Source organism: Labilithrix sp. (genome assembly GCA_019637155.1).
Lineage (GTDB): Bacteria > Myxococcota_A > Polyangia > Polyangiales > Polyangiaceae > Labilithrix.
In genome coordinates, this window is sequence record JAHBWE010000012.1 from 57,844 (window position 1) to 84,428 (window position 26,585).

Sequence of the window (26,585 nt, forward strand, 5' to 3'; positions counted from 1 at the left end):
GCGGTCACTTGCCGGTCCACCAGTTGCGCGGCCACGGCTGGTAGACCGTGACGTACTCGAGCGTGCAGCCTTCGGCCATCGGCGTGCCGTCGGAGTGTCTTCCCGCCATCTTCTCGAGCGCCCAGTCGCGGAGCGAGCCGCGCGTCGCCGATGCGATCTTGGCGCATTGCTCCACCGTGAAGGTCGGCGGCGCGCGGCGCGTCTTGCACGACTCGACGATCTTCTCGCACGCCTCCTTCATCTCGGGCTCGATGCACACGGCGTCGACGCCGGCGCGGACGCACTTGTGCATGTCGGGGCGCTTGCAGCCCGTCGCGCGGACGACGGGCTTCGCCGTCATGCACGCCGCGATCTTCTCGGCGACGCGCGGCTGGAACCCCTCCGGCTCGCCGCGCGACGACTTCCCGCCCATGTCGAGGAGCGAGGTGCACTCGCTGCGCGGCCCGCCGCTCTCGCAGGACGGATCGACCGTCCACGCGGTGCACGCGGCGAGCGAGCCGATCGCGTTCTCGGGGCACGCCGCCGGCGCGGGCGGAGGCGCGGGAGGAGGAGGCGGTGGCTCGCGATACTCGACCTCCGCCAGCCCTCCGGCGTCGGTCGGCGCGCTCTCCGGCCTCGGCGGCGGCACCTCGACGCGCACGACGGGATGCTCCGGCGCCGCGCACGCGGTCACGGCCGCGATGCCGGCGGTCAACGCGAGGAAGCGGCTTCGATCGATCTTCACCGCCCCAGCATACGCGCGCTCGCCCGACGTCAGGGGAGCGCGACGTTCACGACGACGTCGCGCGTCTCCGGCAGGCCGACGCGCTCGCTCTCCTCGCGGCCCTCCCAGATCGAGACCGTCCCGAACGCGACGATGTGGTGTGGGCGTTCGTCGCCGATCGGACCGCTCAGCACGGTCCCCTCCACGCCCGGCGCGCTGACGTGGGAGAGGAGGAACGAATCGAGGTACGGGCTCGCCGGCTCGCGCGCGAAGACCTTGATGGTCTCCTGCCCCTCGAACGCGAGCACGCCCTTCTGCGGATAGGGCGCGTCGTTCACGCCGCCGATCTGAACGGTGACGTCGCAGAGCGGTCCGTCGAGGTAGAGGATCCACCGCCGATCGCCGGGCGCTCGATTGAGCCACGCGTTCTCGTTCGTCGCGTCGGCGCACTCCTTGCCGTCGATCGTGAGCGTGGCCTTCAAGGCCTCGGGCCGCACCTCCTCCGCCGCCGCCTGCTGACTCGACACGCTCGGGCCATCGAGGTCCGCCACGTCTCCTTGCGCACACGCGCCCATCATCAACCCCACGACCGCCGAGAGCGCCGTCCTTGTTCGCTGCATGCCCCCCCCGTCGCCACGGTCGAGCCAGACGGCTCAAGAATTTTTAACCTCCCGAAGGGTAGTACTGGGGGCGCGCGCGGTGGGCGCCGTGGGCGTGGAGCACGCGCGCGACGGCGATGTGACCGTTCTGATCGGCGGCGTCGAGCGGCATGTCGTCGAGGACGCGGTCGTTCACGCGCGCGCCGCGCGCGAGGAGGAAGTTCACGACGCGGAGGTTGCCGCTCTCGGCGGCGGCGAAGAGCGGCGTGCGTCCGTCGGGGAAGCGACGGTTCACGTTCGCGCCGCGGCTCACGAGGAGCTCGACGATCCGCGCTTGCTCCGCGTTGTTCGCGGAGGCGTCGATCGCCTCCGCGAGCGCGCAGGTCGCGTCCTTGTAGTGCATGTCCACCGGCGCGCCCGCGTCGAGGAGCGCGCGGACGTAGTCGCGATCGCCGTTGTGGACCGCGGCGAGGACCGGCAACGCCGCGTCCTCTTCGCCGTCGCGCCAGGCCCAGTCGATCCCGTTCGCGAGGACGCGCTTGAGGTCGCTCGGGTCGGCGCGCGTCGCGTGGGCGAGCGCGCCGGCGGCCACGCCCTTGTCGATCGGCGCGGCGAGGAGCGCGTCGAGCGGCGCGGCGCGCTTCGCGTCGTCGAGCGAGAGCGCGGCGCCGAGCGCGTCCCCCGTCACGCGCGCGCCGTGATCGAGGAGCATCTGCACGACCGGCATGCAGTCCTCCGCGCCGGTCCGATCGCAGTCGGCGACGACGCCGCCGAGCGCGGTGTTCCTGCTCCACTCGCGGTTCGGGTCCGCGCCGTGCGCGAGGAGCGTCGTCACGATCCGCCACTTGTTCGCCGGCGTGCCGGCGACGGAGTGGGCGGCGGCCTGCAGCGGGTAGCTGTCCTTCTCGTTCAGGTTCGGGTGCGTCTCGAGGATCCGGAACACGGCGTTGACCGCGTTCGCGCTCGCGGCCGCTTCGAGCGAAGGGTCCTTCGCCCCTCGTTCGTGCAAGAGCGCGACGATGTCGGGGTGCTCGTCCGCGGCGAGGACCGGACCGAACGGCGAGCCCTCACCCTCGTGCACGTCCGCGCCGTGATCGAGGAGCCAGACGACGGCCGCCTTCTTTCCCGAGCCCGCCGCGAGGGAGAGCATCCCGTGCAGCGGCATGCCCGGCGTGTAGGCCTTCGCCATCGCGCGGGTGTCACCTGCGCGCACGGCCTCCGAGAATTCGTAGATCGACGGCGGCGACGGCGGCGCGGGAGGCTCCGTCGTCTGGGCGACCGCCGACGACTGGAGCGGGGCGCCGCGGACCAGCTTCGACGGGTCGGGACGGATCGAGCTCGAGAGCGCGACGACCGCGGCGGCGCTCATGACGACGCCGAGCGAGAGCTCGAGCCGGCGGCGCCAGGCGGGGGCGAGGGGCGCCTCGAAGAACCACTTCCAGCTCGGCTTCGTCATCACAGGTACACCCCCACGCGAAGAGCAAAGGACACCGTCACGGCGGAGAGCCCACACGCGGCCACGATGAGCGAGTGGTGGCGACGCCGCGCGCACTCGTCGAAGGCGGCCGTCGCACGTTCGACCGATCCGCGGAGGACGACGTCGGGGCGGCCGCTCTGGCGATAGTTCGCGTCGGTCGTGCGCGCCCAGCGGTCGGCGCCGAGCCCGAGGTCCACCGCGCTCGGCGCGTTCGGCGCCGTCTCCTCGTCGCTCGGCGCGCGCTCGAGCCACGCCGCGTCACGCGCGAGCGCTTCGAGCGACGCGCGCGAGCGGAGGTCCTTTCGCTGGAGGACGACGATCGCGATCGTCGCGCCGAGGCAGACCGCGAACGAGAGCGCGACCTGGGCGAGCGGCGGGAGCGCCTTCGAGCCGTTCGCGGAGAGCAGCGCGGGCACCTGCGTCGCGCCCGCGAAGGCGATGCCGGCGAGCACGGTCGACGAGACGGTGCGGCGATCGGTGTCGGCGACGAGCGAGCCGTGCCGCGCGCGAGCGGCGCGCTTCGCGGCGTCGAACACGACGAGGCACGACGGCACGAACGCGAGCGCGACCGCGGCCCCTCCCACCAGGAAGCGCGGGACCCCGTCGGTTCCCCACGTCACGAAGCCGACGAGCCCGCCGCTCACCGCGCCGGCGATCGCGGTGACGACAGCGACCCACAGGACGACGGCGTCGCGCGTGAGCAGCGGCTCGTGGAGGCGGCGCCATCGCCGCAGCACCTCCCCCGCCGCCGCGCCGACGCCGGCGGTCATGATCATCGGCGCGAGGGGCGACACGTCGCGCGCGGCCTCGCGAAACGAGCCGATCGCGAGGACCGCGAACAACCCGGCCGCCGCGCCGAACGCCGCGAACGGCTTGGCGAGGGACGGCATCGCCCCCGAGTCGACTTCCGTGCCCGGCGAGGTGGGCTTCTCCCCTTCTGCTGCTTGCATTCAGCGGCAGAAAACGCTCATCCGGAAAAGTTCCTTCCGCGAATCACGCGGGCGTCAAAGGTTCGTGCGGGTGAACGTGTCGTAGGAGAACGTCGCGTACTGATCCGACGTGACGCCGACGCTCCCCGCCGCTTCGATCCGCTTCGTGTCGTCGTCGGTCAGGCTGTACGTGGCCATCGTCGTCCAGCCGGAGGTCGTGCTCCGCTCGAACGTCGAGACGAGCACGACCGGCATCGTCCCCTCCACGCGGAAGCGGAGGCGGTAGGTGTCGGTCGTGTTGATCGGCTCCGGCAGCGATCGACTGCCGAAATACTGCTCCACTCCGCGGTCGATGCGGGAGATCGAGATCTCCTTGCGATCATTGATGAACGTCGCGTAGGCGCTGAGCTTCCCGTCGGCGCGCTGGGCGCGGAGGATCAGCGTCGCGTCGCAGTTCTCCGGCGGCGTCGTCGCCCACGCGATCTCGACCGAGGTCTCGACGTCACGAACGTCCTCGTTCGCGGGCCGGTACAGATAACGCGTCACCCAGTTCCCGGACTTCGCGACGACGCGGCCGCCGGAGATGGAGAAGACGCCGGACTCGTTCTCGATCCAGCCGTTCCCGACGACGCCGTCGGCGCGATCGAACATGTCGACGAAGCCCTCCGGCGCGGTCCCGTCGGGCGCGGCGCCGTCGACGCCGTCGTTCAGCGCGGGCCCAGGCTCGGGCGCGGCATCGCTCGCGTCCGCGTCCGCCGGCGCGGTCCCGGCGTCGCCTGCGCCGGGACCTCCGCTCGTGAAGCCGTCCGTGTCGACGAACACGGCGCAGCCGGCGGACCACGCCGCGAGCGCCGCGAGGGTGACGAGGACCCGCCGCATGCCGAAATTCTACCCACCATCGGGCATGATCGCCCAGCTCGGCGCGCCCGACGCGTATCGTTGGGGCCGATGAAGCGTCACGTCCTCGTGCTGTTGCTCGGCGCTTGTGCGACGCCACCGCCTGTCGCGCCGCCGCCGCCGCCGCCGGCCGCCGCGCCGGTCGCGGCGGTGGAAGAAGTCGTAGAAGACGCCGGCGCGCCGGTCGTCGAGCCGCCGCCGGTGTACCCGAGCGCACCCGACGACACCGACGCGGTGATCCTCCAGCGCACGGCGTGCCAGGGCCGCTGCCCGATCTACTCCGTCGGCATCACCAGCAACGGCAACGTGCACTTCTTCGGCGAGCTGTTCACGAAGAAGCTCGGCTACGCGTTCGCGACCGTTCCGCGCGAGGAGGTAGCTGCACTCTACAAGCGCGTCGACGCGCTGCGGCCGGCGCCGTCGAAGCACCCGGCGGCGCCCGATCGTCCGAGCGCGTTCGTGGTGCGGCGGCGCAAGGGCGTGACGACGCGGCTCGACGCACCGGGCACGATCTTCGAGGAGATCGACTCCGTCGCGAACACGAAGGCGTGGGTCGCGTCGGACCAGACGAGCGGGTACGACCGCGGCGATCCGATCCCGGCCGCGGCGGCGCAAGCGATGCTCGGACGTCAGCTCGAAGCGCTCGACAAGTGCGCCGGCGGGAAGACCGAGATCGAGATCACGATCGAGAGCACGGAGCTCGGGCAAGCGCGGATCGCGAACGTCGCCGGGAAGAAGGAGCCCGACGACTGCGTCCGCAAGGCCGTCGCCGCGCTCCGCTTCCCGCTCGGCGCCGCCCCCGTCGCGCCGCTCACCGTCACGATTGGCAAATAGCCGAAGCGTCGTAAGCTGGCGCTCTGCGCATGATCTTCCGCCAGTTGTTCGACCAGGTCTCGAGCACCTACAGCTATCTCCTCGCCGACGAGCAGACGCGCGAAGCGGTCCTGATCGATCCCGTCTTCGAGCGCCACGTGCGCGACGCCGCGCTCGTCCGCGAGCTCGGCCTCTCGCTCCTCTACACGATCGACACCCATTGCCACGCCGATCACGTCACCGGCGCGTGGCTCATGAGAGACGCCTTCGGCAGCAAGTCCGCCCTCGCCCGCGAATACGGCGCGACCAACGTCGATCTTCCGCTCGCGGACGGCGACGTCATCCGCTTCGGCGGCGAGTCGCTCGAGGTCCGCGCCACCCCGGGCCACACCGACGGCTGCCTCTCCTTCGTGACGCCCGATCGGACGATGGTCTTCACCGGCGACGCGCTCCTCGTCCGCGGCGCGGGCCGCACCGACTTCCAGCAGGGCGATCCTTCCCTCCTCTACCAGTCGATCCAGAAGCAGCTCTTCTCGTTGCCCGACGACTGCGTGGTGTATCCCGCGCACGACTACGACGGCCGCACGTCGAGCACGATCGGCGAGGAGCGCCGCTTCAACGCGCGCATCGGCGGCAACGCGCGCGAGGAGGACTTCGTCGGCTACATGATGAACCTCGCGCTGCCGCATCCGAAGCAGCTCGACATCGCGGTCCCCGCCAACATGCGCGGCGGGCAGCCGGAGGACGGCAAGGCCCCCGCTCCGCCGGCGTGGGCGCCGCTCGTGACGACCTACGCCGGCATCCTCGAGATCAAGCCCGACTGGGTCGCCGCCCACCGCGACGACGTCCACCTCCTCGACGTCCGCTCCGCCGTCGAGCTGACGGGGGAGCTCGGTCACATCATGGGTGCGCAGCACATCCCGCTCGAGGAGCTCCGCGCGCGCGCGGCCGAGGTCAAATCCGATCGCCCCGTCGTCGTCGTATGCCAAACAGGCCGCCGCTCCGGGATCGCCACGCAGATCCTCGGCAAAGCGGGGGTCACCAAAGTGGCCAATCTCGCGGGCGGCATGGTCGCCTGGCGCGACCTCGGGTTGCCGTCGTAATCGCTATTCCGTAATCGCTATTCCGCCGCCGCGGCCGCGTCGGAGAGCGGGAGCACGCGGCAGGCGCCACGGCCGGGGTAGTAGCGCTTGTTCGCTCCCGGCGCGGCGTATCCGTTGATCAGCACGCGGCGCGGAGACGACGAGTGGTTGGGCGTGCTGCCGTGGACGGCGTAAGGGCCGAAGAGGAGCACGTCGCCCGCGCGGCCGGTCACGGAGACCGCGCGCGACGCGTCGACGCGCACGCCGCCGTCCTTCACGAGGCGACCGGAGGCGTCGAGCGCCGCCGCGTCCCGGGGGAGGAACTCGAGCGGCCCGTTCTCCTCCGTCATGTCGTCGACGAGGAGGATCGTCTGCACGAACGAGCCGCGGCCGTTCACGTCGCGCCACGTGTCGCCGCCCTTGTCGCGGTGCTGGATGTCCTGATGCCAGTCGAAGGCGACGCCGTCGTTCGGCATCTTGTAGTGCGCCTGGCAGAGGAGCTGCTCGCAGCGGCGAGCGCCGAGCAGCTCGAGCGCCGGCTCGACGAGGCGCGGGTCCTCGCTCAGGCGAAGGAGCACCGGCTCCGCCCCGCCGGCCCACACGACGCGCTGCACCACGACCGGCCCGCCCTCCTCCGGGACGCCGAGCGCGAAGAACGCGCCGTCGTGGTCCCCCGTCGCGCGCAGCGTCTGCGCGGTCGCGTAGAGCCGCTCGAGCGCCGCCCGCGCCGCGCGGACCTCGTCCTCGCGGAAGACCCCGCGCCGAACGACGAACCCACCTCCGTAAAATGCCCGCTTCTCCTCGTCCGACAGCTTCACTCGCGCCTCTTCCGTCGCTACTCGAGAGTGTAGCGAGCCGGACGGCGACACCCAAATTGGCTGCCGAGCTACGGGTAGGTGAAGACTACGCCGGTCGGAGAGCACGCAGCGCGGCCGGGGACGACCTGCGCGGAGACGGACAGCATCGAAGCGGTGCCAGACGGACACACGACGTGATGCCGAGCGCGATCGCTGGGGAAGGAGGCGTCGGGGACCGGATGATCCTCGAGCCGGGTACACGAGGGATCGATCGTCGCCGGGAACGTAAAACCACCGTTCGGCGCGAGAGCGCTCCAGTACCGCAGGTCGACGGTCCCCGCTTGCGTTCTGGGAGCCAGGGTGGCGATGCCTCCATAGACGACGCCCGTCGCCGTGGTCCTCGTGGCGACGGAGTGCGTCATGTTCCCGCTATGCACGTAGAGGAGCTCGGCGTGCGTACGCCGGAAGTCGACCCGAGCTTCACCAAAGTAGGCCCGAGGTACAGGCGCGGAGCTCAGCGTGATCGTCTGGCTCGCGCCCACCGCGATCGTGCCGCTCGCTGGGCTCGGGGTCAGCCAGCTGCCGCTCTCGGCCGCCTCGACGGTGAAGGGGAGCGGCGCCGTTCCGGTGTTCTTGATGACGAACCCTCGCGGCGACGGGGTCGTTCCGCAATCGACCTCGCCGAAATCGATCTCTCGCGGGTACACGTCCATCGATAGCGCCCCCGTGCCTTGCGCCAGAAACGTGAGGTTCCCGCTCGCGAGCGGCGCGCAGAGGGGTGTGCCCGGCGGCGCCGAGAGCTTGACCTGAGCGCTCCGCGGCCCCGCCAGAGCCGGCGTGAACCACGCTGCGTGCTGCCAGATGTCATTGCCGAAGCCGTTCGGGAACTGCTCCACGCGGACCTCGTTCGATGGGTCTTGAACCCTCGTGAGCGAGAGCGGATGGATGTCGTTGCCTTGAACGACGGTGCTCACGAGCCAGAAATCTCGCGTCTCGCCGACCGGGATCGCGCCGAGGTCGTAGGTCCCGGCGTTCCCGGTGACGACCATCCCGCGCACGTTGATCTGCGCCGGGATCGCGAGGAACGTGTTCGCGGACGCGGCGGTGATCGCGATGAGCTGTCGATGCTCGCCGGGCGCGGCGAAGTAGCCGATCGTGGAATCGAAGGAGAGCTTCGGCAAGACGCGGACGGTGACCGACTCTCCGGGCGCGAGGGTGCCGGACGGCGGGTTGACGTCGAACAGCGGCGTCGTGGCCTCGACCGACACGCTGAACGGGACCGCGACGGCCGAGTGGTTGGTCAGCTGGAACGTGCGGCCCTGCGGCAGAGCGCTGCCGCACGTCGCGTCGTCGAGCTCGACGCTCGCGACGTCGACGGAGAGCGGCAGCACCTTGCCTTCTCCCGTGACCGTGACGTCGGCGGGTACGCCGCCGCATAGGGTCCCGGTCGCGCCTGAATGAAAGCGGATCGTGTCGGTGAACGCGCCGGACGGGACGGTGCGCCAGAACCGCACCGGGACGCTCGTGCCGCGCGGCACCGTCACCGAGACAAACTCGCCGGTCTGGAGGTGCTCCGCGAACACCTCGACCGCCTGGTTCCCGCCGTTCGTCAGGTAGACGACCTCCTGGACCCGAGCACCTGCCGTGCGATCGCCGACCGAGCCGCCCGTCGCGCTCAGGATGCCCCCGCCGCGATACGAGAAGAGGAAGATCCGGCTCCACTCGGTCGCGCCGGGGCGCATCAGGAAGAGGTTCTCGTGCTGGTACTCGTAGCCGCTCCCCGCGCGCGGCGGCGCCGCCACGCGAACGAGCTTCGTGGTGGCAGGCGGGATGGTCAGCGTGCCCCGGAGCGTCGTCGGATCGATCGTGAGCGGGACGTCATCGAGCGTCAGGCCGAACGAGAACGGCCCCGCGCGGGTGTAATCCATCGTCATCGGCGTGCCGCTCGTGTTCGTGAGCGACAGATACTGGGGGACGGGATCGGTCCCGCAGCCCGTCTCCATGACGATGCGATCGGTGGACACGATGAGATCCGCGTCCGAGACGGAGCGCGCGAGCACGGCGGGATCGGTCGCGATGTCGGGCATGCTGCACGCGCCGGCGGCCTGCACGCGCACGTCGACGCGCTCCGGCGTGGCGCCGGCGGCGGGCGCGTACTTGACGCGAACGGTGGCCCGCCCGCCCGGCGCGAGGGTGCCGCTCGGGTTGCCGTCGATGGTCACCGCGGTCGACGACGAGGTCGCGAACGTGATGGGGATCGCCGCGTTACCTCGGTTCTCGAGCGTGAACGTCTCCGACGCCGTCGTGACGCCGGCGACCGCGGTGAGCTCCGCGTGGCGCGAGTCGACCCAGCGGAGGACCGCGCCGCCCGCGCGCTGGCGGAGCGCGATCGTGCGGTCCGCGTCGCCGGGGACGGTGCTCGTGATCGTGAGCAGGTCGCCGTAGTCCGCAGGGAGCGTGGTGAGGTTGGACGGGATCGCCTTCGGTGTGACCGTGATCGACGCGGTCCCACCGGCCGCGAGCGTCCCGGACGCAGGCGTGATCGAGAACGACGAGGTCGCGCCGCGTCCGAGCGCGGCGGTCCAGGACAGCGAGGAGCCACCGCTGTTGGAGAGCGTGACCGTCTTGGCGACCGCCGTGTCGTGGCACCTCGTCTCGCCGAAGTCGAGATCTCCCGAGACCTGCAGCGACCCCGTGCGCGTGCTCCCCGAGTAGGTGACCACACCGCCGGCCGCGCTGCATGTCCCCGTCGGCGCGAAGGTCGTCGAGCCCGAGAAGTCGCCCGACGCGTTCACGACGGGCGCGAACGTGACCGTGCCCGTGATGGACGCTCCTGCCGCGAGCGTGAGCGTGCCGCCCGACGCGCCGGGGATCGACACGTCGAACGGACCATGAGCGACCGTGTGGATCGCGAGCGTCACCGGCTCGTTGCCGACGTTGGAGACCCCGAAGGGGAAGCCCGCGGTGGAGCCGATCGGGCGGTCCCCGAAGTCGATCGCGCCCTGCACGATCACAGCCGGACCGCTCCGCGCGAACCGCGCGGAGATCGTGACCCCGCCCGTCGCGGTGCCGAGCGGCACGACGTCGATCCGCTCGGAGATGGGGTTCGCGTTGGTCGGGATCCCCGGGTCGATCGGACGCACGGTGAACGTCGTCGAGGCGCCCGGCGCGAGCGTCCCTCCCGCCGATCCGCCGAGCTCGAACCAGTCGCCGTAGAAGGGGCCCTTCGTCACGTCGAAGGCGCCGGCCACGGGACCCGAGTTCGTCACCGTGACCGTCTGCGCCGGCGGCCTCGCGGCTCCGCACGACCACGTCCCGAACTCCATGTACCCCTCGGGGGACGTGGTGAAGGTCACGTCGAAGCTCGCCGCGCCGGTGACGCCGCCCTCCTCTTCGGCGTCCGCGTCCGCGCCGGAGTCACGCTCGGGGGTCGGGCCTCCGTCCGGGAGCGGCGCGGGCCCCGTGTCCGTCACGCCGGCGTCGCCTGCGGGACCTCCGCCCGGGTCGTCGTCGCTCGCGCAGCCATGGACGAGCATGAGGACGAAGGCGAAGAGGAACGCGACGCGACGGGACATGCGGTCGATCGTCGTGCATCCCGACAGGATCTCCAGACGGTCCGATGATGGAACGTTGATGGAAGCGAGCCATCATCGAGCCATCATCGATCCGTCTGGCGATGCACCGTCGCGCGCTCGATCCTCTGGGACGGAGGAAGCGCCATGTCGAGCAAGTACAAGTTCGCGGCTCTCGTGTTCGTGATGATCTCGGTGCCCGTGCTCGTGCATGGCAGCGATCGCGAGCCTGTTCCGCTCCAGAGCCGAGCGCCGCGACCGTTCCCGTCGACGCTCGGGCGCGTATGCCACGACCGCGGCGTGCTCAAATTCACCAAGTTCGAGCTCGCGGCGAACCCGCCCGAGATCACCGTGGGAGAAGAGGGCACCGTGGCCATCGTGCTCTCGTGGGAGGACCGGAGAGAGAACGCGGGGACCACGCCGTGCGGCTTCCCGAGCGGCAAGCTCGTCGTGGAGTCGAAGACGGGGACGAGCGAACACGAGCAGACCGCGCTGTTCGAGTGGGGGCCGGACTATCGCGTCCGCACGCACAGCCTCTCGCTCAAGCTCAAGCCGGAGATGTTCAAGATGGGCGCGATCCTCACGGTGCGCATCGAGCCGACGAGCCTCAGCGTCAAGAGCGGGGGCGCAGGCAGCGGCCCGCCGCGCACCGACCCGTTCAAGCTCCCGAAGCTCTCCCCGACGCCCGTCCCGGAGCGCCCCACCACGCAGCGATACGAGTCCAAGCTCATGTAGCTCCGGTCGCGGCGGCCGCCCTCGGCGCATCTTCCGACAGCCGGCGCGCGAGCTCCGCGAGGCCGTGCGTGAGGTTGTCTCGGTACGTGCGGAACGGCAAGCCGAGGGCCTCGGCGATCGCCTCCTGCTTGTCGCCTCGCGGCGCGAGGTAGGTCGCCTCGATGGCGCTCTTCCACCTCGCGCCGCGGGAGGTGGTCGCCATCGCGGCGAGCTCTCGCTCCACCGTCCGGCGAAAGGCGACCTCACCCGGCGCGCCGTGTCCCGTGAAGCGCGCGGCGAACGAGGTGCGCGCGAACGCCTTCGGATCGCGTGCCGCTCGGAGCGCCGCGCGGAGATCGCCGAGCCCGACGGTCGCGATCTCCGTGTTCGACGGCAGGCTCCTCACCGCGCCCGCGCCGGCGTACGCCGCGCAGACGTACTGCGCGGTGCGGGTGCCGCGCAGATCGAGCTGCCACAGCGAGAACGCCTTGCCGCTCATCTCGAAGGGCCGAGGGAGCTCTACGTAGCCGCGCGACTCCCAGACGCGCGCCCACCGGAAGCCGCTCGGCGCGACGATCCAGCGCACGGCGAGGTTCGGCGTCGTGAGCAGGACACGCGCGTCGTGCGCGACGCGGAGCTGGATCGTCGGTCCGATGTCGCGACGCGTGGCGCAGTCGAGCTGCAGGCGCTGGAGCGAACCGCGCTCGTGCGGCGCGAGCCCGAGGCGGCTCATCTCGGCGTGCGCGATCGCGATCGCGGGATCGCACTCGTGGTCGGCGGGGATCTCTCCTGGAGCGAGCACGAGCTCGACCCACATGCCGCGCGGGCGCCGCCTCGCGTCGCGCGCGACCGTCGTCGCTCCCCGCTGCCACGCGAGCGAGCGCTCCCACGCCCGTCGTGCGCCGGCGCCGTCGACCTCGTCGACGAGCCGCGCGAGCACCGGCACGTCGTCGTCGCGGAGCTCGTCGACGTAGAGGTCGTGCGCGGCGGCCTCGAAGGTGCGACGAATGGACGGCTGGCGGCAGAACATCCACGCGAGGGCGCTCACGCTCGCGCGCATCCGCGACGCGAGCTCGCCGCGACCGAGCTCGTCGCAATATCGCTCGACGGCGCGGGCAGAGAGGGCGGCGTGACGATCGGGCTCTCGCCATCGGAGCTCCGACTCGACGACGTCGCGGACGAGATCGTGCACGACGATCCCCTCGGGGCTGCACCGGACGTAGGGCCGTCGCTGGAGCCAGCGGAACGTCGCGAGCGCCTCCCCGTCGCTCGTCAGGTGCTGGAGCATCGACTGCGTGAGCGCGGGGACGACGGTGGCGGACTCGAGCGCGCGCCGTTGACGCTCCGTGAGCGATCGCTCCACGAGCCCGTCGAGCAGCGCGCGGAGGAGGTCGGGCTTCGGCGCCCCGGCGGAGGTGGGGAGCGCGCCGTCGGGATCCTCCGCCACGACGGCGAGCGCGAGCGGGTGTCCGCCGGTGAACGACGCGAGGCGCGCGTGGTGTCGCCGCGCGATCCCGGAGCCGCGCAAGAAGGTCTCGCACTCGGCGGGATTGAAGTTCTCGAGCGGCATCGCGTGCACGCGCTCGGCGAGGCCGGGGCCGCGCCACTCACGCGAAGGCGCATCGCGCGACGCGACGACGACGAGCCCGCCGCTCTCCCCCGCCGCGCTCATCTCGTCCGCGAGCCATCCCTCGAGCGCCGCCGCCACCTCGAAGGCGTCGAGCATGAGGATGGGCCGCGCGCGGTGGCCGAGGAGCGCTCGCAGCCGCGCCGGAGGACGCACGCCGAGCGCGGTCGCGAAGGCGCAGACGAGCTGCGCCGGGCTCGGCTCGAGCTGGTCGACGCGCACGAGCGCGACCGGGCGCCCGGCCGCCACGAGGTGCCGCTCCGCCTCGCGCAGCAAGGACGTCTTGCCGATCCCGCCGGGCCCGTGCACCCATACGAGCGCGGTGCGCTGCTCCTTCGCGAGGAGCGCGATCCGCCGGAGCTCTTGCCGGCGCCCCACGAAGGCCGCGACCGTGCCGCTGGCTCGCCGCCGCCCCATCACGAAGAGAGACCATACCCGGTCACCCCGTCGCGGAGAAGACCGCGCCGGCGGTCAGGTCGGCGGAACGGCGGGGTTCAGCCCGGCGAGCACGTTGAGCTTCTCTCGCAGCGCGAGGAAGCCGGCGCGCTCGACGATGACGTCGGGACGCGGAGCGGAGCAGGAGTGCTCCGCCCGCAACGTGAACGGGGCCGAAGCGTCCGCCACCGTCAGCTCCATCGACAGGCTCGAGCCGTCGTACCCCGCGCAGCCGGCGTCGGCCGCGGCGAGGTCTTCCCGGAGCGCCTCGACGAGCGCGCGCAGCGCCGCCGCGTCGTCGTCGGTGAGCGTGACCGTGAAGGTGGTCCGCGCGTCTCCCGCATCGGCGCCGGCGTCCACGAGGCTCTCGCATGCGTCGACCAGCATCGTCTTCGCGGCGAAGTCGACCGTCATCGATCTCGCGTCGTACGCCGACCCGGGGCACTGCGTGAGAGAACCGAAGCTCGACTGCTCGTGCCGCAGGCGCGCCGGGCTCCGAAAGCGCGCCGCCGGATCGTCGGCGCTCGGCGGCGACGTGACGTCCGTCAGTCCGCCTCCGTCGATCGCGGCGCTCGCGTCCGGCGCGGACCGATCGCTGCACGCCCCGGCGAGCATGAGTGTAAGTGTCAATTTCATGAAAAAGCGCGATTGCATCACACGAAACGCTACCGCGCAGAGCGAACGGTACAAAGCGCAGCCGGAGCGCTCACGCGCTATGCGCGGCCGATGGCGAGGAGCTTCGCCGTTGGCTCCTGGAGCACGTCGGTCGGCGTCGACGTGCGAGCGGCGAGCGACAGCGCGGGCATCAACATGCGATCGCGAAGGAAGCGGCCGAGCGGGTTCGTGATCTCGGCCAGGGCGCCGAGGCGGGCCGACATCCGGGCCACCCGCCCGACCGCGCTCTGCCGGCGCGCCTGGTAGCTCGCGAACGCGCTCTCCAGCCTGGTCGCACGACGCAGCTCGTCGAGCAAGACCGCGACGTCGACGAGCGCGCTGTTGGCCCCCTGCCCCAGGTTCGGTGCCATCGCGTGCGCGGCGTCGCCGACCAGCACCTGACGCTCGCTCCACCACCATAGACAATGGACCGAGAGGACCGGGTTGACGAGGAGGTCCTCCCAGCGCTCGAGGCGCGCGAGGATCGACGCGGCCGGCGGATACGCGCGCGCCCAGGCCGAACGGAATCGCTCGAGGTCGCGGTCCGCGAGCGCGCGGCGAACGTCACGGCCGCCCGCCGACGCGTAGACGTACGCGCCGCCGGGGACGGCGAAGCTCCCGAAGAGACCGGCGCTGGTCCAGGCCTCCTCGCCGCGCGGCTCCACCCCCGCGACGACCGCGCGGACGTAGCTCAGGCCCGGCCGGCTCACGCTCGCCTCGTGATCGCCCGCTTCACGAACGCGCGAGTGCACGCCGTCGGCCCCGATCACGAAGTCGCCGCGCAGCCGGCGCGTGCGAGCGCCTCCGTCCATGCGCACCGTGATCCCGCCGGTCCGATCGCTGCTGATGACCTCGGCGCCGAAGAGGCGCTCGATGTTCGGCTCGGCGAGGACCGCGTCGAGCAGCAGTTGCTGCAGGTCGGCCCGCCGGACCATCATCACCTTGGGCGTCGTGCCCGGTGGAACGAACAGCACGCGTCCAGCTCCGTCGACGATCCGCGGGGCGGGGACGCGGACCGCGACCGCCGCGAGCGCGGGGCCGAGGCCGATCGACTCGAGCACGGCGAGCCCGTTCTCGGCGATGCCGATCCCGGCGCCGACCCCCTTGGGATCGGCGACGCGCTCGAGGAGCGTGACCCTGGCGCCGGCGCGCGCGAGGAGGATGGAAGCGGCGGTGCCGGCGATCGCCCCGCCGACGACGATGACGTGGAGTGCCTCGATGTTCATGCCCTCACCATGGCATCGGCCGACGACGCCGGTGATGACCGGCGCCGCCAGCGTTGTGACGTTGCCCGCCAGGGCTCCCGATTGTGACCAGGGCGCGAACCAGGGGATACTGCGCGCGATGGACGGTCACACGGTCCTTGCCGCGCTCACGCAGGAGGTCCTGATCGCGGCTAGCGCGCTCGGCGTGGACACCGAGGGCATCGTGAAGGACGCGGGCCTCGACTCCGCGGTGCTCGCCGATCCCGACGGCCGCGTGCCGCTCCAGGCCCATTTCCGGATGTGGGAGCTCTTGTCGAAGAAGCCCATCGGGCTCGAGCTCGGCGCGCGCCTCGGCATCGCGGGCATGGGCGTGATCGGCTACGCGATGCAGCACGGCGCGACCGTCGGCGACGCGCTCGCGTTCCAGCGCCGCTACCGCGCGGTGCTCCACCCCGACGTCGTCCCCACCTTCGAGCGCCGCGACGACGCGAACGGATCGCGGGTCGTGTTCACGCGGAGGATCGCGCCGCCGTTCATCATGCTCCGCGAGCCGGTCGAGGCGCAGGCCTCCGCGATCGTCGCGATGATGCGCCGGCTCATCGGCGATCCGCTCCGACCTGCGTTCGTCGCGCTGCCGTTGTCCCGTCCCGCCGAGCCGTCGCGGCAGGAGAAGTTCTTCCAGTGCCCGGTGGCGTGGAGCGCGAGCGCGCTCGAGGTGGCGTTCGACGCGGCGCTGCTCGACGCTCCGCTCCCGCGCTCCGACGCGCAGCTCTTCGGCTACCTCGCGCGCCGCGCCGCCGACCTCCACGCCGCGCTGCCGCCGGAGGCGAGCTGGGCCGCGCGCGCGCGCCGTGAGATCGGGCTCCTCTTGGCGGAGGGCGAGCCTCGCCTGCCCGACGTCGCGAAGCGCCTCGGCGTCTCCGAGCGGACGCTCCATCGCCGGCTCGAAGGAGAGTCGACCAACTTCGCGTCCCTCGTCGACGAAGCCCGCCGCGAGCGCGCCCTCCTCCTCATCGCCGACCCCGCCCTCAGCGCCAGCGAGCTCGCGTTCCTACTCGGCTATTCGGAGCCCGCCGCGTTCTTCCGCGCCTTCAAGCGCTGGACGGGAGAAACGCCAAAATCGTATAGAAACGCCACGGGATAATACGCCCTATTCAGCGGAGGCCGCCCCCGACGCGAACCACTCGGGTGGTTCCGAACTCGAGAGCATGAACTCTCGACGGTACCCTACCGCCCCGCGAGCGCGTCAACGAATGTTCGTTCGCCCGAACTCACTCGCTCAGCGCGTCGCGACCTTGCGCGCCTTGACGCGCTTCGCGAGCACCTTGCACTTCGCGGCGGAGGGTCGCGTGTTCACGAAGGCGACCGCGTCGCGGCACGCGTCGAGCGTGGTCCGGTCGCAGGTCAGCTTCGCGTAGCCCACGCACGTGCTGTCCGCGCTGGAGCTCACCTGCGCCAGCAGCGTGGCCGGCGTCTCGGGGGCCGGAGCGGGCTCCGGCGACGGGAGCGCCGCGGCGACCAGCGGGGCGGCCGCCGGCTTCGCGTCGCCGTTCACGGCGGGCGCGGCCGATGCGGTGACGAGCTTGTCGACCGGGACGTCGGCGAACATCGTCGCGAACGCGCGCTCCGCCCCGTCCGCGCTCTCCGGAGCGAAGTCCCACTTCTTCCAGAGCATCACGCCGTCGGCGGAGAAGAGGAAGTCACGGACCGTCGCGCCGACGATCCTCTTGTCACACTTCGGCTCGCTGTCGCTGCAGTGACGCTCGTACGTCGCGACGTTGACGAGGACCGTCTCCGCGCGCGACGCCTTCGCCGTCTCGCGGATCATCGACGCGACGCTCGCAGGAACGTCGAACCCGTCGATGCCGCCGGCGCCGCGCCCATACGTCGTGCAGACGAGCGCGGGATCCGACGGCGCGACCACATCGATGCGACGCGACTCGAGGAGCGCCTTCATCTTGTCGCCGCTCACGCTCGCCGACGCCGCCGACGACGCCGGCGCTCCGCGGTCGCACTCCACCGTGAGCACCGCCGCCTTGCCCGACGCGCGGCCGCTGAACGCAGGGCTCTCGGCCGTGTTGCTCAGAGCGCCGCACCCGACGAGCGCCGCGACAGCCGCAACCACGAGACCGATGCGCACCATGTGGGCTCTTCAAACAAGCTCCGTGCCGCGCCTCGCGTCCTCCAAAAGTCAGCTAAGTGCGCGAATTCTGGTGCTCGCTGATGCCTACATTGGGTTCTGCTGTGGTACGAATGCTCCACCCCCCCAGGGGCCTTCGCATGCGCACGTGGGCCGCGTTGCGGTGGGTGTCTGGGCGCTCCATCATGCGATCTTCGTGGATGAAGGACGCGGCCTGCCTTCTCGACTGCCTCGCGACGAGCTACCGGCTCGACCTCGACGGCGCGGAGTACGTGGCCCAGCTCGCCGAAGCGGCGGCGTCGTTGCTCGATCGCGGGCTCGGCGTCATCGCCTACACGTACGACGCGCGCGATCGCGCGCGCCCCACGATCGACCACTTCGCGGTCTCGAAGCGCTTCGATCCGAGCTGGCTCCCGTCGTTCGACGCGGCCATCGAAGCCGCGGCGCTCGACGTCGGGAGCCCATCGCATCCGGCGGGCTTCCACGTGTGGGAGCACATGTTGTGCGGGCAGGCGAGCGCGGTCCCGAAGATGCGCTCCTTCCTCCCGCTCTTCGCGCACCTCGGCGGCGCGCGCGACGCCTTCGCCGTCAACGCGCTGGACGCGAGCGGTCAGGGGCTCTGGCTCGGCGCTCCCTTGCCATCCACGGTGAGGGAGCCGCGCGAGCAATTCACCCTCTTTACCCGATTCGCGGCGCACCTCACGTCGGCCGTGCGCCTCCGCAGGAGCGCCACGAAGCCGAGACCGGCGGCCATCCTCGCGCCGAGCGGAGCGCTGCTCCATGCCGAGGAAGGCGAGGAAGGTGTCGTCGACGCGCGCGAGGATCTCCGGCGCGCGGCCCTCGCGTTCGACGAGGCGCGCACGAAGAAGATGCGTGACGACGTCGATCTCGCGACGCGTCGTTGGCGTCCGCTCGTCCTCTCGCGCTGGTCGCTCTTGGACGACTTCGACTCGGACGGACGACGTTTCGTCGTGGCCGTCGCCAACCCGCCGCCGACGCGGCCGCCACGCAACGACCTCAGCGAGCGTGAGCACCAGGTCTTGACCCAAGCGCACATGGGTCGCTCGACCAAGAGCATCGCGTACGAGCTCGGCCTCTCGGACTCGACCGTCCGCGTGCTTCTCCATCGAGCCGCGCGAAAGCTCGGTGCGTCCACGCGCGAAGACGCGCTCGCGCGCTTCGCCGCGCTCGCGTCGGCTCACGATCGCGAAGAGCCCGAACCTTAGAAAGTGTTTACGTTTACAGGCACTTGGGCGTGCCTCCGGTCGGCCTGTGACAAAGTTCCGAGGCCATGACACGGAACGACGCGGTGCGGATGGTTGCGCTTTGCTTGGTCGGACTCGTTGCTTGCAAGAGCAGCAGCTCCACGGAGGATCCGGCGGAGCCAGACGCAGGGCCGGTGGCGCCGAAGTGCGTGGCACCGACCGGCGACGGGACGATCCACAAGCTACAAGCCCTCGAGTCGGACGACGAGGTGTGGACCGCCGCCGGAAGCCCACACGTGATCGACTTCAGCCTGACGATCCGAGAGGGCCAGAAGCTCACCGTCGAGCCGTGCGCGGTCGTGCAGCTCAAACGCGGGGTCGACATCGGCGTGTCGGGCGAGCTCGTCGCCGACGGCGAGCAAGATCGTCCGATCGTGTTCGAGCGCGCCGCCGACACGGCGTGGGGGAGGATCCGCGTCCAGGACGAGGGGCGCGCGCGCTTCGCCTTCGCGAAGCTCGTGGGCGGCGGCTTGATCAGCACCTCGCAGCCCGACCGGACCGCGACGCTCATCGTCGACGGCGATCCTCACTCGCCGGTCGGAGTGCAGCCGCTCGTACGGGTGGACCACCTCACCATCGAAGGCTCGGAGACGCTCGGCGCGCTCCTCGTCGAGAACGGCAGCTTCTCCGACGACTCGCGCGATCTGACCATCACCGGCAGCCAATCGGCGCCCGTCCGCCTCTGGCAGCGCGCGGTGTCGAGCCTCCCCACGGGCACGTATACGGGCAACCAGAACGACGAGCTCCTGATCGACGGCGGCGACTTCGGCGACTACGAGATCGTCGGCGACGTCACGCTGCACGATCGCGGGCTGCCCTACCGCGTGACGTACGCGAGCCTGCGCGTCGGCAGCTCGGAGAGCGCGGGTACGCTCACGATCGAGCCTGGGGTCACCCTCCGCTTCGATCCGAAGCTGTCGCTCCACGTGTGGGCCAAGTCCACCGGCGAGGCGGCCACCGGCACCCTCCGCGCCGTCGGCACGGCCGACAAGCCCATCGTCTTCACCTCCGCCTCGGCGACGCCGGCGGCAGGCGACTGGGTCGGGATCATCTTCAAGGGTGCACCTTCTCCGAACAACCGCATCGAGCACGCGAAGATCGCCTACGCGGGCGGCGGCTCGACGTACTCGAGCTACGACTGCGTCGCTCCGGGAGAGACGACGAGCGGAGACGACGCCGCGATCGTCTTCGCCACCAGCGCCGCCGGCCCGCCGTCCGCGTTCGTCGCGAACACGCGCATCGAGCACAGCGCGAAATTCGGCATCACGCGCGGATGGCGAGGCGACCCGATCGACTTCTTGGCGACGAACGAGTTCGCCAACGTCGCGAGCTGCTGGCAAACCCACCCACGCGGCGCCGACGTCAACGGAAGCTGCCCCAGTCCCGTGCCCTGCCCGCAGTAGCGTGGGGTTGTACGCGGCAGTGACAATCGACTATTTGATGTCGAAGCGGTCACTCGTCAATGTCGACCCCGTCGAGGAGTCTCGTGCGGGGCCGCGCTGCGGGTGATTTGCAATTGCAATGGTGACTCCCGTCTAGGCGCTCTGCACGGGATTCAGGCAGCCGGGCAGCAGCGGCTGTGAGCCCTGCGCGGACGATGCAGGGCGCCCGCGAGCACCGTAGCGTCGACGATTGCAACGTGCGCCGCGCGGCACGAAGATGCGGGGACGATGAAGCAGGCGGCCCTCCTCCTCGACTTCCTCACCGCAAGCTATCGGCTGGAGCTCGGCGATCGGGAGTACGTCGCAACCTCGTCGAGCACGCGGTGCCGCTGCTCGATCGCGGGTTGGGCGTCGTCGCGTACACGTACGACGCTCGCGACGCGGCGCGCCCCGTCGTGGGGGACGTGGGGCTCTCGAACCGCTTCGATCCAGCGTGGCTCCAAGCGTTCTATCGGTCCGTCGAGGCCGCTCAGCTCGATCAGGCGAGCAGCAAGCACCCGACCGGATTTCGTGCGTGGTCCAACCTCACCTGCGCGCAGGTGAGCACCATCCCGAAGATGCGAGCGTTCCTTCCGCTCTTCAAACACTTCGGCGGCGCTCGCGACGTGTTCGCGCTGAACGCCCTCGACGCGAGCGGCTACGGCCTCTGGCTCGGCGCACCGTGGCCGCGGATCGAGAAGGAGCCCGGCGATCTCGTGATGCTCTTCGAGCGAGTCGCGGCGCATCTCCGCGCGGCGTGCCGCTTGCGGCGCAACGGCCAGCCGGCTCGGGGGCGATCGGACGTGCTCCTCTCGACCGACGGCGACGTGCTCTCGGCCGACGGCGACACGCTACGCACCGAGGGTGTCGGAGAGGACGCGCGCTCCATGCTGCGTCGCGCGGCGAAGGCGCTCGACCGAGCGCGCTCGCAGGAAGGGCGCCGGGACGTGGACCGAGCGACGCGCGCGTGGAGGCCTCTCGTGCTCTCGCGCTGGTCGGTGCTCGACGAGTTCGACTCGGACGGACGGCGCGTCTTCGTCGCCGTCGAGAACCGACCGCCGACGCGGGCGCCCCGCCGGGACCTGAGCGAGCGCGAGCATCAGATCATGACCCAGGCCCACCTCGGACACACCAACAAGGTGATCGCGTACGAGCTCGGGCTCTCCGCGTCGACCGTCCGCGTGCTCCTCCACCGTGCGGCACGGAAGCTCGGAGCGCCGACCCGGGAGGACGCGATCGCGCGCTTCGACGAGCTCGTGAAGCGAAGCGTTCCGGGCGACGACGCGTAAACGCGTAAACCCGAGCTCGCTCTGCGTCGCGAGGACCGCGCGGTAGGCTCGCGTCGTGGGCCTGCTGCGATACTCGGCCGACCGACGGACCCTCGCGATCGTCGGCTCCTGGTTCGTCGTGGAGGCCGCGCTCTGGAGCATCGACGGTCATCCATGGCTCACCGCGGGCCTGTTCTCGGCGGCGTGCGTGGGCGCGTTCCTCGCCGCGGTCGCGACGCACAACACGATTCACTGCCCGGTGTTCCATTCACGCACGCTCGAGGCGCTGTGGAAGTGCGTCCTCACCCTCGCCTACGGGCACCCGATCGGCTCCTTCGTCCCCGGCCACAACCTCTCGCATCACCGTCACCTCGAGACCCGCGCCGACGTCATGCGGACGAGCAAGGCGCGCGCGCGTTGGAACCTGATCAACATCGTGACGTTCTTCCCTTCCATCAGCGGAGCCATGTTGCGCTCGGAGATCGGCTACGTTCGCTTCGCGTGGCGACGTCGTGCGCGCTGGCGGCGGCAGCTCGTCCTCGAGTCGTGCGTCCTCGTCGTGGCGGCGCTCGCGCTCGCGGCGGTCGACTACAAGCGGCTATTGTGGTGCGTCGTCATCCCTCACGTGTACGCGGCGTGGGGCGTCGTGACGATGAACCTCCTCCAGCACGACGGCGCCGACACCGACTCGCCGCACAATCACTCGCGGAGCTTCATTGGCAAAACGGTCAACTGGTTGACGTTCAATAACGGTTTTCACGCCGTCCATCACCTGCGGCCTGGTCTGCATTGGAGCTTGCTCCCTGCCGCCCACGAGCGGCTCGTCGTGCCGCACACCGATCCTCGATTGATCGAGCCGTCGTTGCCGGCCTATCTGTTCCGGACGTACGTGTTCCCGGGGCGGCGCGTTCGCTTCGACGGCCGGCCCGTCGTGCTCGTGGAGGCCGGCGCCGACGCGCCCTGGTATGGCAAATACGCGCCGGCGACGGCTCAAACGGAGGGAAGCAGCTCGTGATCGCGAAAGCGGAGCGGCTCGTCTCCCAGCGCAGGTCGCAGCGAATCGAATTTGGGAGATCTCTGCCGGCGATGAACCATGTCGCCGGCGAGCCTCCGAAGCTCCGTGCGCCACGCCGCCAGCGTCCATCGGCCGAACAGCGTCGAGGCCGCCTCGTAGTGTTGGAGTCGATACTCTTCCTCCGTCGTCACGTACGCGGCGTACGCGTTGGCGTACCCGTTGACGACGACGCGATCGACTCCGATCGGCGCGAGCGCCGACGCGACGGTGGAGCGCATGCGCCGGCCGCTGACGGTGGTCGGCTCGGCGGGGATGCCGACGATCGCGAGCGACCCCACGAGCAGGATCTGAGTCGGCAAGACCTGCGGCACCCACGGATGGTCCCCGAGCCGCCCGCTGTCGAGGACGCGGCAGTAATAGGCAACACGTGAATCGGGGAGGAGCTGGAAGCCTGGCGGCCGCGTCGAGAGCGAGGTCATGACGTTGCCGCGGGCGCCGTACCCGAGATCGAAGAAGCGGACCTTCGAGCCGTGCATGCTTCGCCAGTCGCGACCTCGACGCCGCCTGCACCACGCGACGAGCTTCGAGAGGACGGGGTTGACGGCGCGCAGCGCAAACGCGGGGCCCGGGCCTTCCAGCGTCCCGTAAGCGAAGCCGAGGCCGAGGCACGCGACCGAGGTCGCCCGTCCCTCGCGGCCCCTCGCGAAATCCGGATCGACCGCGATCGAGGCGAAGTCCCGATATCGAATTTGCCCCGAGAGCGCGCCGCGCAGCTCCACGCCGCGGGACGGCGCCTCGCGGAACGCGTCCCATGCGTGCCGCGCCTGCACCCGCCCGGCGTGCTCCGCGCTCTCGAAGTCGTCGTCGTGCTTGCCCACGAGGAGCCGGCGCTTCGGGCTCCAGCGGAAATTGGGCGTCACGTCGCCCGCCGACTCCTGCGCGAAGATCGCGACGAAGGAGTCCCGCTCGTCGCTGCCGGAGCGCGGCTCGACACGCGCGGCGCGCTCTTCGCAGTCGCGCGCCGCGACGCCCTTGTTGTCCGGGTGGAGGAGCGTGTTCTCGAAGTGGATGCTGGTGCCGTGCACCGGGAACCAGCACAGAAATCCGCGCGCCCTGCCGGACGAAGCGTCGTCGACGCGCAGCAGCGTGAGCGCGCGGTCGACGGCCTCGTCGCTCCGGTCGGGCGGCAGCGGCCGGACGTCGTCGTTGAGGTTGTAGGCGGCGATCGATCGATTGAAGCTGACGGTCTCGACGAGCGGCACGGAGGTCGTGTGGAGGGTGAGCCGCGCCGGGGCGAGCGTCGCGATGGCCCGCTCGAGGGCGCGAACGATCCCGCGCGCCAACCCGTCGACGACGCGCGGCGCGAAGCCGGGACCGGTGACGCTGTAGAAGAGGTACGTCGAATAGCCGTTCGGACCACTATGCGTGTGCGTCGCCGTGATCATGACGTCGTGCTCGTCGAGCATCACGCCTCGCTCGGCGATGCGCTCGAGCACCTTCTGCCGGAGATGCTGCGAGATGAAGCCGAGGTCCGCGCAGACGTAGCCGACGCGGCGCCTCGTGTTCGGACACTCGACGACGAGCGCCCGTGCGTAGAGCGGCAGCGCGACGCCCAGCGCGACGTTCTCCGGCTGGCCCCAGCCGAACATGCACATCCCGCGTTCGTAGACGGTGATATCCGCGCGGCCCATTCCGGCGCGGAGCATGGGAGCGACCAACGTGACGTCGACGGTAATACGACTGCACGAGCGCTCGTTCGATCGACGGGTTTACGTAAACCCTTTTCGTCACACCGATCGCAGAGCCCAAGTCGAATATCGACGACGCGATGAATGTGCACGCGATGCGGGGGCGTGATGGCTTCTTCCATCCGTCGACCGAAGACGAGCTCCGCGCGCTCGTGCGCCATGCTCGTCGCGCCGGCGTGCGACTGCGCGTTCGCGGCTCGGCGCACTCCATCGCCCGCGCCATCTACACCGATCCCTCCGTCGCCGGGGAGGGGGGTGGAGGTCCTCACGTCGACGTGATGCTCGATCGCTACGCGAAGGTCGTCGAGCTGAACGATCCGCGGATGCGGGTGACGGTGCAGGCGGGGTGTCACCTCGGCCTCGACCCGCGCGATCCGACGCGCTCTTCGACGTGGGAGACGTCGCTCCTGGCGCAGCTCGAGGCGCGAGGGTGGGCGCTCCCCGATCTCGGCGGGGTTACCCACCAGACCGTCTCGGGTTTCCTGATGACGGGCTCGTGCGGAGGTTCGGTGGTCCACTCCATCGAGGAGTCGGTCGTCGCGCTCCGCCTGATCGACGGCACGGGCACGGTCCACACGCTCGAGCGCGAGGACGATCCGCCGTTCTTCGCCGCGCTCTGTTCGATGGGCCTGCTCGGCGTCGTCTCGACGATCACGTTCCAGTGCGTCCGCGCCTACGACATCCTCGGCCGGGAAGACGTCACCGACGAGCCCGACTGCGCGTACGAGCTGTTCGGTGACGGCGAGCGCGGCCTCGAGGGATTCCTTCGCCGGACGGAGTACGCGCGCCTCATGTGGTGGCCGCAGGAGCACGTGCGGCGCGTCGTGACCTGGCAGGCGCGCCGGATGCGACCGCAGGACTACGACACACGCACCGGTCCGCCGAGCGCGTTTCGACCGAAGCCGTACTCGGTCCTCGGCGACGCCATCGAGAGCGCGCGCCTGTCGCGCGTCGCCAACGCCGGCGGGCAGATGCTCGGAGGCCTGTTCTACGACTCCGTCGCGCTCGCTTCGCCGACCTCACGCGCGAGAGCCTGGGCGGCGACCGTCCCCGGCGCGCGGCGAGCGATCTCCTCGCCGATCGGACGTCGCGCGAAGGAGATCGCGGGGGAGGCGTTCACGAGGCGCGTGCTCCCGGCGGTGCTTCGTCCGTTCGTGCCCGTCGGCGCGCAGCAGTTCTGGGATCGCGGCTGCCACGGACTGCCGATGGACAACCAGATGTCCGAGTCGAGCCTGCCGACGGAGTTCACCGAGATCTGGGTCCCGCTCGATCGTACGGGTGAGGTGCTCCGCGCGCTGCGCGCCCACTACGACCGCCACGGGTACGCCGCGACCGGCGCGTTCATCTGCGAGATCTACGCCGCCCGCGCGACGCGATCGTGGATGCATCCGGGGTACGAGCGCGACTCGCTCAGGATCGACCTGTTCTGGTTCGCTCGGAACCCCGGCGATCCCACCCGCGGCTGGTTCGTGCAGTTCTGGGAGCTGCTTCGTCCGTTCGGGTACAGGCTGCACTGGGGAAAGCACCTGCCCGCCGATCCCGAGCTCGGCTGGCGCTACCTGCGCCGTCAGACGCCGCGCTGGGACGACTTCCTCGACCTTCGCGCGCGGCTCGACCCCAGCGACGTCTTCCTCACGCCGTACTGGCGGAGCGCGCTGGGCGTCGGGGCTCGGCGCGCCGACGGAGTTTACGTAAGCTCTTCCCCCGGCGCGCCGCTCGAACGCCGAGGGTAGAGTCGATCGCGCATGGGCTTGCCCTCCAAATCCGCGGCCGTGGCCACGCGCCTGCAGAAGTACTACGAGGGGTTCGCGAGCGAGCGCGAGAGCGCGCTCCATCGGCTGGGCGAGCACTTCACCGACGACATCCACTTCCGCGATCCTTTCCGCGAGACGCACGGCATGCCGGCGTTCCGCGAGCTCTTCGTGCGGATGTTCAAGCAGTACCCAACGGTCGCCTTCGACAGCTTTCGGATCGACGGAGACGACCGCGCCTTCACGCTCACGTACGTCATGCGGCTCGGCATGGTCGTCGGCCCCGAGTTCGTGACGCCGATGGCGAGCGTGTGCCGCGTCCGCGCCGGGGAAGACCGTGTCAGCGACCTGCTCGACTTCTACGACTTCTCGTCGAGCCTCGTGTCCCCCTTCCCTCTCGTCGCCGCCGCCTACCGCAAGCTCGTCAACGCGCTCTTCCTCTGAGAGGAAAAACCCACGTGATAGGGTGGCGG

At 70.8% G+C, this 26,585-nt stretch carries 22 protein-coding genes; 10 read left to right on the plus strand and 12 right to left on the minus strand.

The genetic code is table 11. The features are described 5' to 3' along the window. Positions 1–4: 4 nt before the first annotated feature. From KF837_25095 to KF837_25115, 5 genes are all read right to left on the minus strand, one after another. Positions 5–724: a hypothetical protein gene (locus KF837_25095; GenBank protein ID MBX3230619.1), complete on the minus strand. Its 720-nt coding sequence runs from the start codon at positions 722–724 to the stop codon at positions 5–7. Between the two features lie 29 nt (positions 725–753). After that, positions 754–1,254 (minus strand): hypothetical protein, encoded by a 501-nt coding sequence (locus tag KF837_25100; GenBank protein MBX3230620.1) that lies wholly within the window; start codon positions 1,252–1,254, stop codon positions 754–756. A gap of 112 nt (positions 1,255–1,366) precedes the next feature. Next, positions 1,367–2,758 (minus strand): ankyrin repeat domain-containing protein, encoded by a 1,392-nt coding sequence (locus KF837_25105; GenBank protein ID MBX3230621.1) that lies wholly within the window; start codon positions 2,756–2,758, stop codon positions 1,367–1,369. Continuing rightward, a complete protein-coding gene (locus KF837_25110; protein MBX3230622.1) occupies positions 2,758–3,669 on the minus strand; it encodes a hypothetical protein in 912 nt (303 codons plus the stop codon). The genes KF837_25105 and KF837_25110 overlap by 1 nt, the downstream gene beginning before the upstream one ends. A 114-nt stretch (positions 3,670–3,783) precedes the next feature. Then, a complete protein-coding gene (locus KF837_25115) occupies positions 3,784–4,587 on the minus strand; it encodes a hypothetical protein (GenBank protein ID MBX3230623.1) in 804 nt (267 codons plus the stop codon). Positions 4,588–4,656: 69 nt separating this feature from the next. Here KF837_25115 and KF837_25120 point away from each other — a divergent pair, with 69 nt between their 5' ends. Together KF837_25120 and KF837_25125 are read left to right on the plus strand one after the other, a co-directional pair. Further along, complete coding sequence (locus KF837_25120; protein MBX3230624.1) at positions 4,657–5,439, plus strand: hypothetical protein; 783 nt, start codon at positions 4,657–4,659, stop codon at positions 5,437–5,439. A 29-nt stretch (positions 5,440–5,468) separates the two neighbouring features. Beyond that, positions 5,469–6,521: an MBL fold metallo-hydrolase gene (locus KF837_25125; GenBank protein ID MBX3230625.1), complete on the plus strand. Its 1,053-nt coding sequence runs from the start codon at positions 5,469–5,471 to the stop codon at positions 6,519–6,521. A 17-nt stretch (positions 6,522–6,538) separates the two neighbouring features. Here the strand turns inward: KF837_25125 and KF837_25130 are convergent, their stop codons facing one another. Continuing rightward, the gene (locus KF837_25130; protein ID MBX3230626.1) at positions 6,539–7,318 is read right to left on the minus strand and encodes a phytanoyl-CoA dioxygenase family protein; all 780 of its coding nucleotides are present in this window, start codon (positions 7,316–7,318) and stop codon (positions 6,539–6,541) included. A gap of 68 nt (positions 7,319–7,386) precedes the next feature. Continuing rightward, on the minus strand, positions 7,387–10,872 hold the full coding sequence (locus tag KF837_25135) for a choice-of-anchor D domain-containing protein (protein ID MBX3230627.1): 3,486 nt from the start codon (positions 10,870–10,872) through the stop codon (positions 7,387–7,389). Between the two features lie 144 nt (positions 10,873–11,016). Here KF837_25135 and KF837_25140 point away from each other — a divergent pair, with 144 nt between their 5' ends. Continuing rightward, positions 11,017–11,604, plus strand: a complete 588-nt coding sequence (locus tag KF837_25140; GenBank protein ID MBX3230628.1) for a hypothetical protein — start codon at positions 11,017–11,019, stop codon at positions 11,602–11,604. Here KF837_25140 and KF837_25145 read toward each other — a convergent pair. From KF837_25145 to KF837_25155, 3 genes are all read right to left on the minus strand, one after another. Next, complete coding sequence (locus KF837_25145) at positions 11,597–13,627, minus strand: ATP-binding protein (protein ID MBX3230629.1); 2,031 nt, start codon at positions 13,625–13,627, stop codon at positions 11,597–11,599. The two genes, KF837_25140 and KF837_25145, sit on opposite strands and share 8 nt — an antisense overlap. A 54-nt stretch (positions 13,628–13,681) precedes the next feature. Further along, entirely contained in the window at positions 13,682–14,260 is a 579-nt protein-coding gene (locus tag KF837_25150; GenBank protein ID MBX3230630.1) for a hypothetical protein, read from the minus strand. 98 nt (positions 14,261–14,358) lie between these two features. Then, on the minus strand, positions 14,359–15,525 hold the full coding sequence (locus KF837_25155) for an FAD-dependent monooxygenase (protein MBX3230631.1): 1,167 nt from the start codon (positions 15,523–15,525) through the stop codon (positions 14,359–14,361). Positions 15,526–15,643: 118 nt separating this feature from the next. Between KF837_25155 and KF837_25160 the strand changes: the two genes are divergently transcribed. Further along, entirely contained in the window at positions 15,644–16,648 is a 1,005-nt protein-coding gene (locus KF837_25160) for an AraC family transcriptional regulator (GenBank protein ID MBX3230632.1), read from the plus strand. 135 nt (positions 16,649–16,783) lie between these two features. Here the strand turns inward: KF837_25160 and KF837_25165 are convergent, their stop codons facing one another. Next, entirely contained in the window at positions 16,784–17,629 is an 846-nt protein-coding gene (locus KF837_25165) for a hypothetical protein (protein ID MBX3230633.1), read from the minus strand. Between the two features lie 200 nt (positions 17,630–17,829). On the opposite strand from KF837_25165, the gene KF837_25170 reads away from it, so the two are divergent. The 4 genes from KF837_25170 to KF837_25185 all read left to right on the plus strand — a co-directional run bounded on the left by KF837_25170 (position 17,830) and on the right by KF837_25185 (position 22,613). Continuing rightward, positions 17,830–18,870 (plus strand): helix-turn-helix transcriptional regulator, encoded by a 1,041-nt coding sequence (locus KF837_25170; GenBank protein MBX3230634.1) that lies wholly within the window; start codon positions 17,830–17,832, stop codon positions 18,868–18,870. A gap of 173 nt (positions 18,871–19,043) precedes the next feature. Further along, positions 19,044–20,312 carry a hypothetical protein gene (locus tag KF837_25175; GenBank protein ID MBX3230635.1) on the plus strand — a complete coding sequence of 423 codons (1,269 nt, stop codon included), beginning with the start codon at positions 19,044–19,046 and terminating at the stop codon, positions 20,310–20,312. Positions 20,313–20,674: 362 nt separating this feature from the next. Beyond that, positions 20,675–21,619 carry a hypothetical protein gene (locus KF837_25180; protein ID MBX3230636.1) on the plus strand — a complete coding sequence of 315 codons (945 nt, stop codon included), beginning with the start codon at positions 20,675–20,677 and terminating at the stop codon, positions 21,617–21,619. A 55-nt stretch (positions 21,620–21,674) separates the two neighbouring features. Next, positions 21,675–22,613 (plus strand): fatty acid desaturase, encoded by a 939-nt coding sequence (locus KF837_25185; GenBank protein MBX3230637.1) that lies wholly within the window; start codon positions 21,675–21,677, stop codon positions 22,611–22,613. Here the strand turns inward: KF837_25185 and KF837_25190 are convergent. Continuing rightward, positions 22,589–24,304 carry a neutral/alkaline non-lysosomal ceramidase N-terminal domain-containing protein gene (locus KF837_25190; protein ID MBX3230638.1) on the minus strand — a complete coding sequence of 572 codons (1,716 nt, stop codon included), beginning with the start codon at positions 24,302–24,304 and terminating at the stop codon, positions 22,589–22,591. The genes KF837_25185 and KF837_25190 overlap by 25 nt on opposite strands. 152 nt (positions 24,305–24,456) lie before the next feature. Here KF837_25190 and KF837_25195 point away from each other — a divergent pair, with 152 nt between their 5' ends. Both KF837_25195 and KF837_25200 read left to right on the plus strand, forming a co-directional pair. Next, on the plus strand, positions 24,457–26,094 hold the full coding sequence (locus tag KF837_25195) for an FAD-binding protein (GenBank protein ID MBX3230639.1): 1,638 nt from the start codon (positions 24,457–24,459) through the stop codon (positions 26,092–26,094). A gap of 39 nt (positions 26,095–26,133) precedes the next feature. After that, positions 26,134–26,556 carry a nuclear transport factor 2 family protein gene (locus tag KF837_25200; protein ID MBX3230640.1) on the plus strand — a complete coding sequence of 141 codons (423 nt, stop codon included), beginning with the start codon at positions 26,134–26,136 and terminating at the stop codon, positions 26,554–26,556. The last annotated feature ends 29 nt before the right edge of the window (positions 26,557–26,585 follow it).

Excerpts from the sequence above, each read along its gene's own strand:
- KF837_25105 (MBX3230621.1), bottom strand. The coding sequence starts at position 2,758 with ATGACGAAGCCGAGCTGGAAGTGGTTCTTCGAGGCGCCCCTCGCCCCC.
- KF837_25110 (MBX3230622.1), bottom strand. The coding sequence starts at position 3,669 with ATGCCGTCCCTCGCCAAGCCGTTCGCGGCGTTCGGCGCGGCGGCCGGG.
- KF837_25115 (MBX3230623.1), bottom strand. The coding sequence starts at position 4,587 with ATGCGGCGGGTCCTCGTCACCCTCGCGGCGCTCGCGGCGTGGTCCGCC.
- KF837_25120 (MBX3230624.1), top strand. The coding sequence starts at position 4,657 with ATGAAGCGTCACGTCCTCGTGCTGTTGCTCGGCGCTTGTGCGACGCCA.
- KF837_25125 (MBX3230625.1), top strand. The coding sequence starts at position 5,469 with ATGATCTTCCGCCAGTTGTTCGACCAGGTCTCGAGCACCTACAGCTAT.
- KF837_25135 (MBX3230627.1), bottom strand. The coding sequence starts at position 10,872 with ATGTCCCGTCGCGTCGCGTTCCTCTTCGCCTTCGTCCTCATGCTCGTC.
- KF837_25140 (MBX3230628.1), top strand. The coding sequence starts at position 11,017 with ATGTCGAGCAAGTACAAGTTCGCGGCTCTCGTGTTCGTGATGATCTCG.
- KF837_25145 (MBX3230629.1), bottom strand. The coding sequence starts at position 13,627 with ATGGGGCGGCGGCGAGCCAGCGGCACGGTCGCGGCCTTCGTGGGGCGC.
- KF837_25150 (MBX3230630.1), bottom strand. The coding sequence starts at position 14,260 with ATGCTCGCCGGGGCGTGCAGCGATCGGTCCGCGCCGGACGCGAGCGCC.
- KF837_25155 (MBX3230631.1), bottom strand. The coding sequence starts at position 15,525 with ATGAACATCGAGGCACTCCACGTCATCGTCGTCGGCGGGGCGATCGCC.
- KF837_25160 (MBX3230632.1), top strand. The coding sequence starts at position 15,644 with ATGGACGGTCACACGGTCCTTGCCGCGCTCACGCAGGAGGTCCTGATC.
- KF837_25170 (MBX3230634.1), top strand. The coding sequence starts at position 17,830 with ATGCGATCTTCGTGGATGAAGGACGCGGCCTGCCTTCTCGACTGCCTC.
- KF837_25190 (MBX3230638.1), bottom strand. The coding sequence starts at position 24,304 with ATGGGCCGCGCGGATATCACCGTCTACGAACGCGGGATGTGCATGTTC.
- KF837_25195 (MBX3230639.1), top strand. The coding sequence starts at position 24,457 with ATGCGGGGGCGTGATGGCTTCTTCCATCCGTCGACCGAAGACGAGCTC.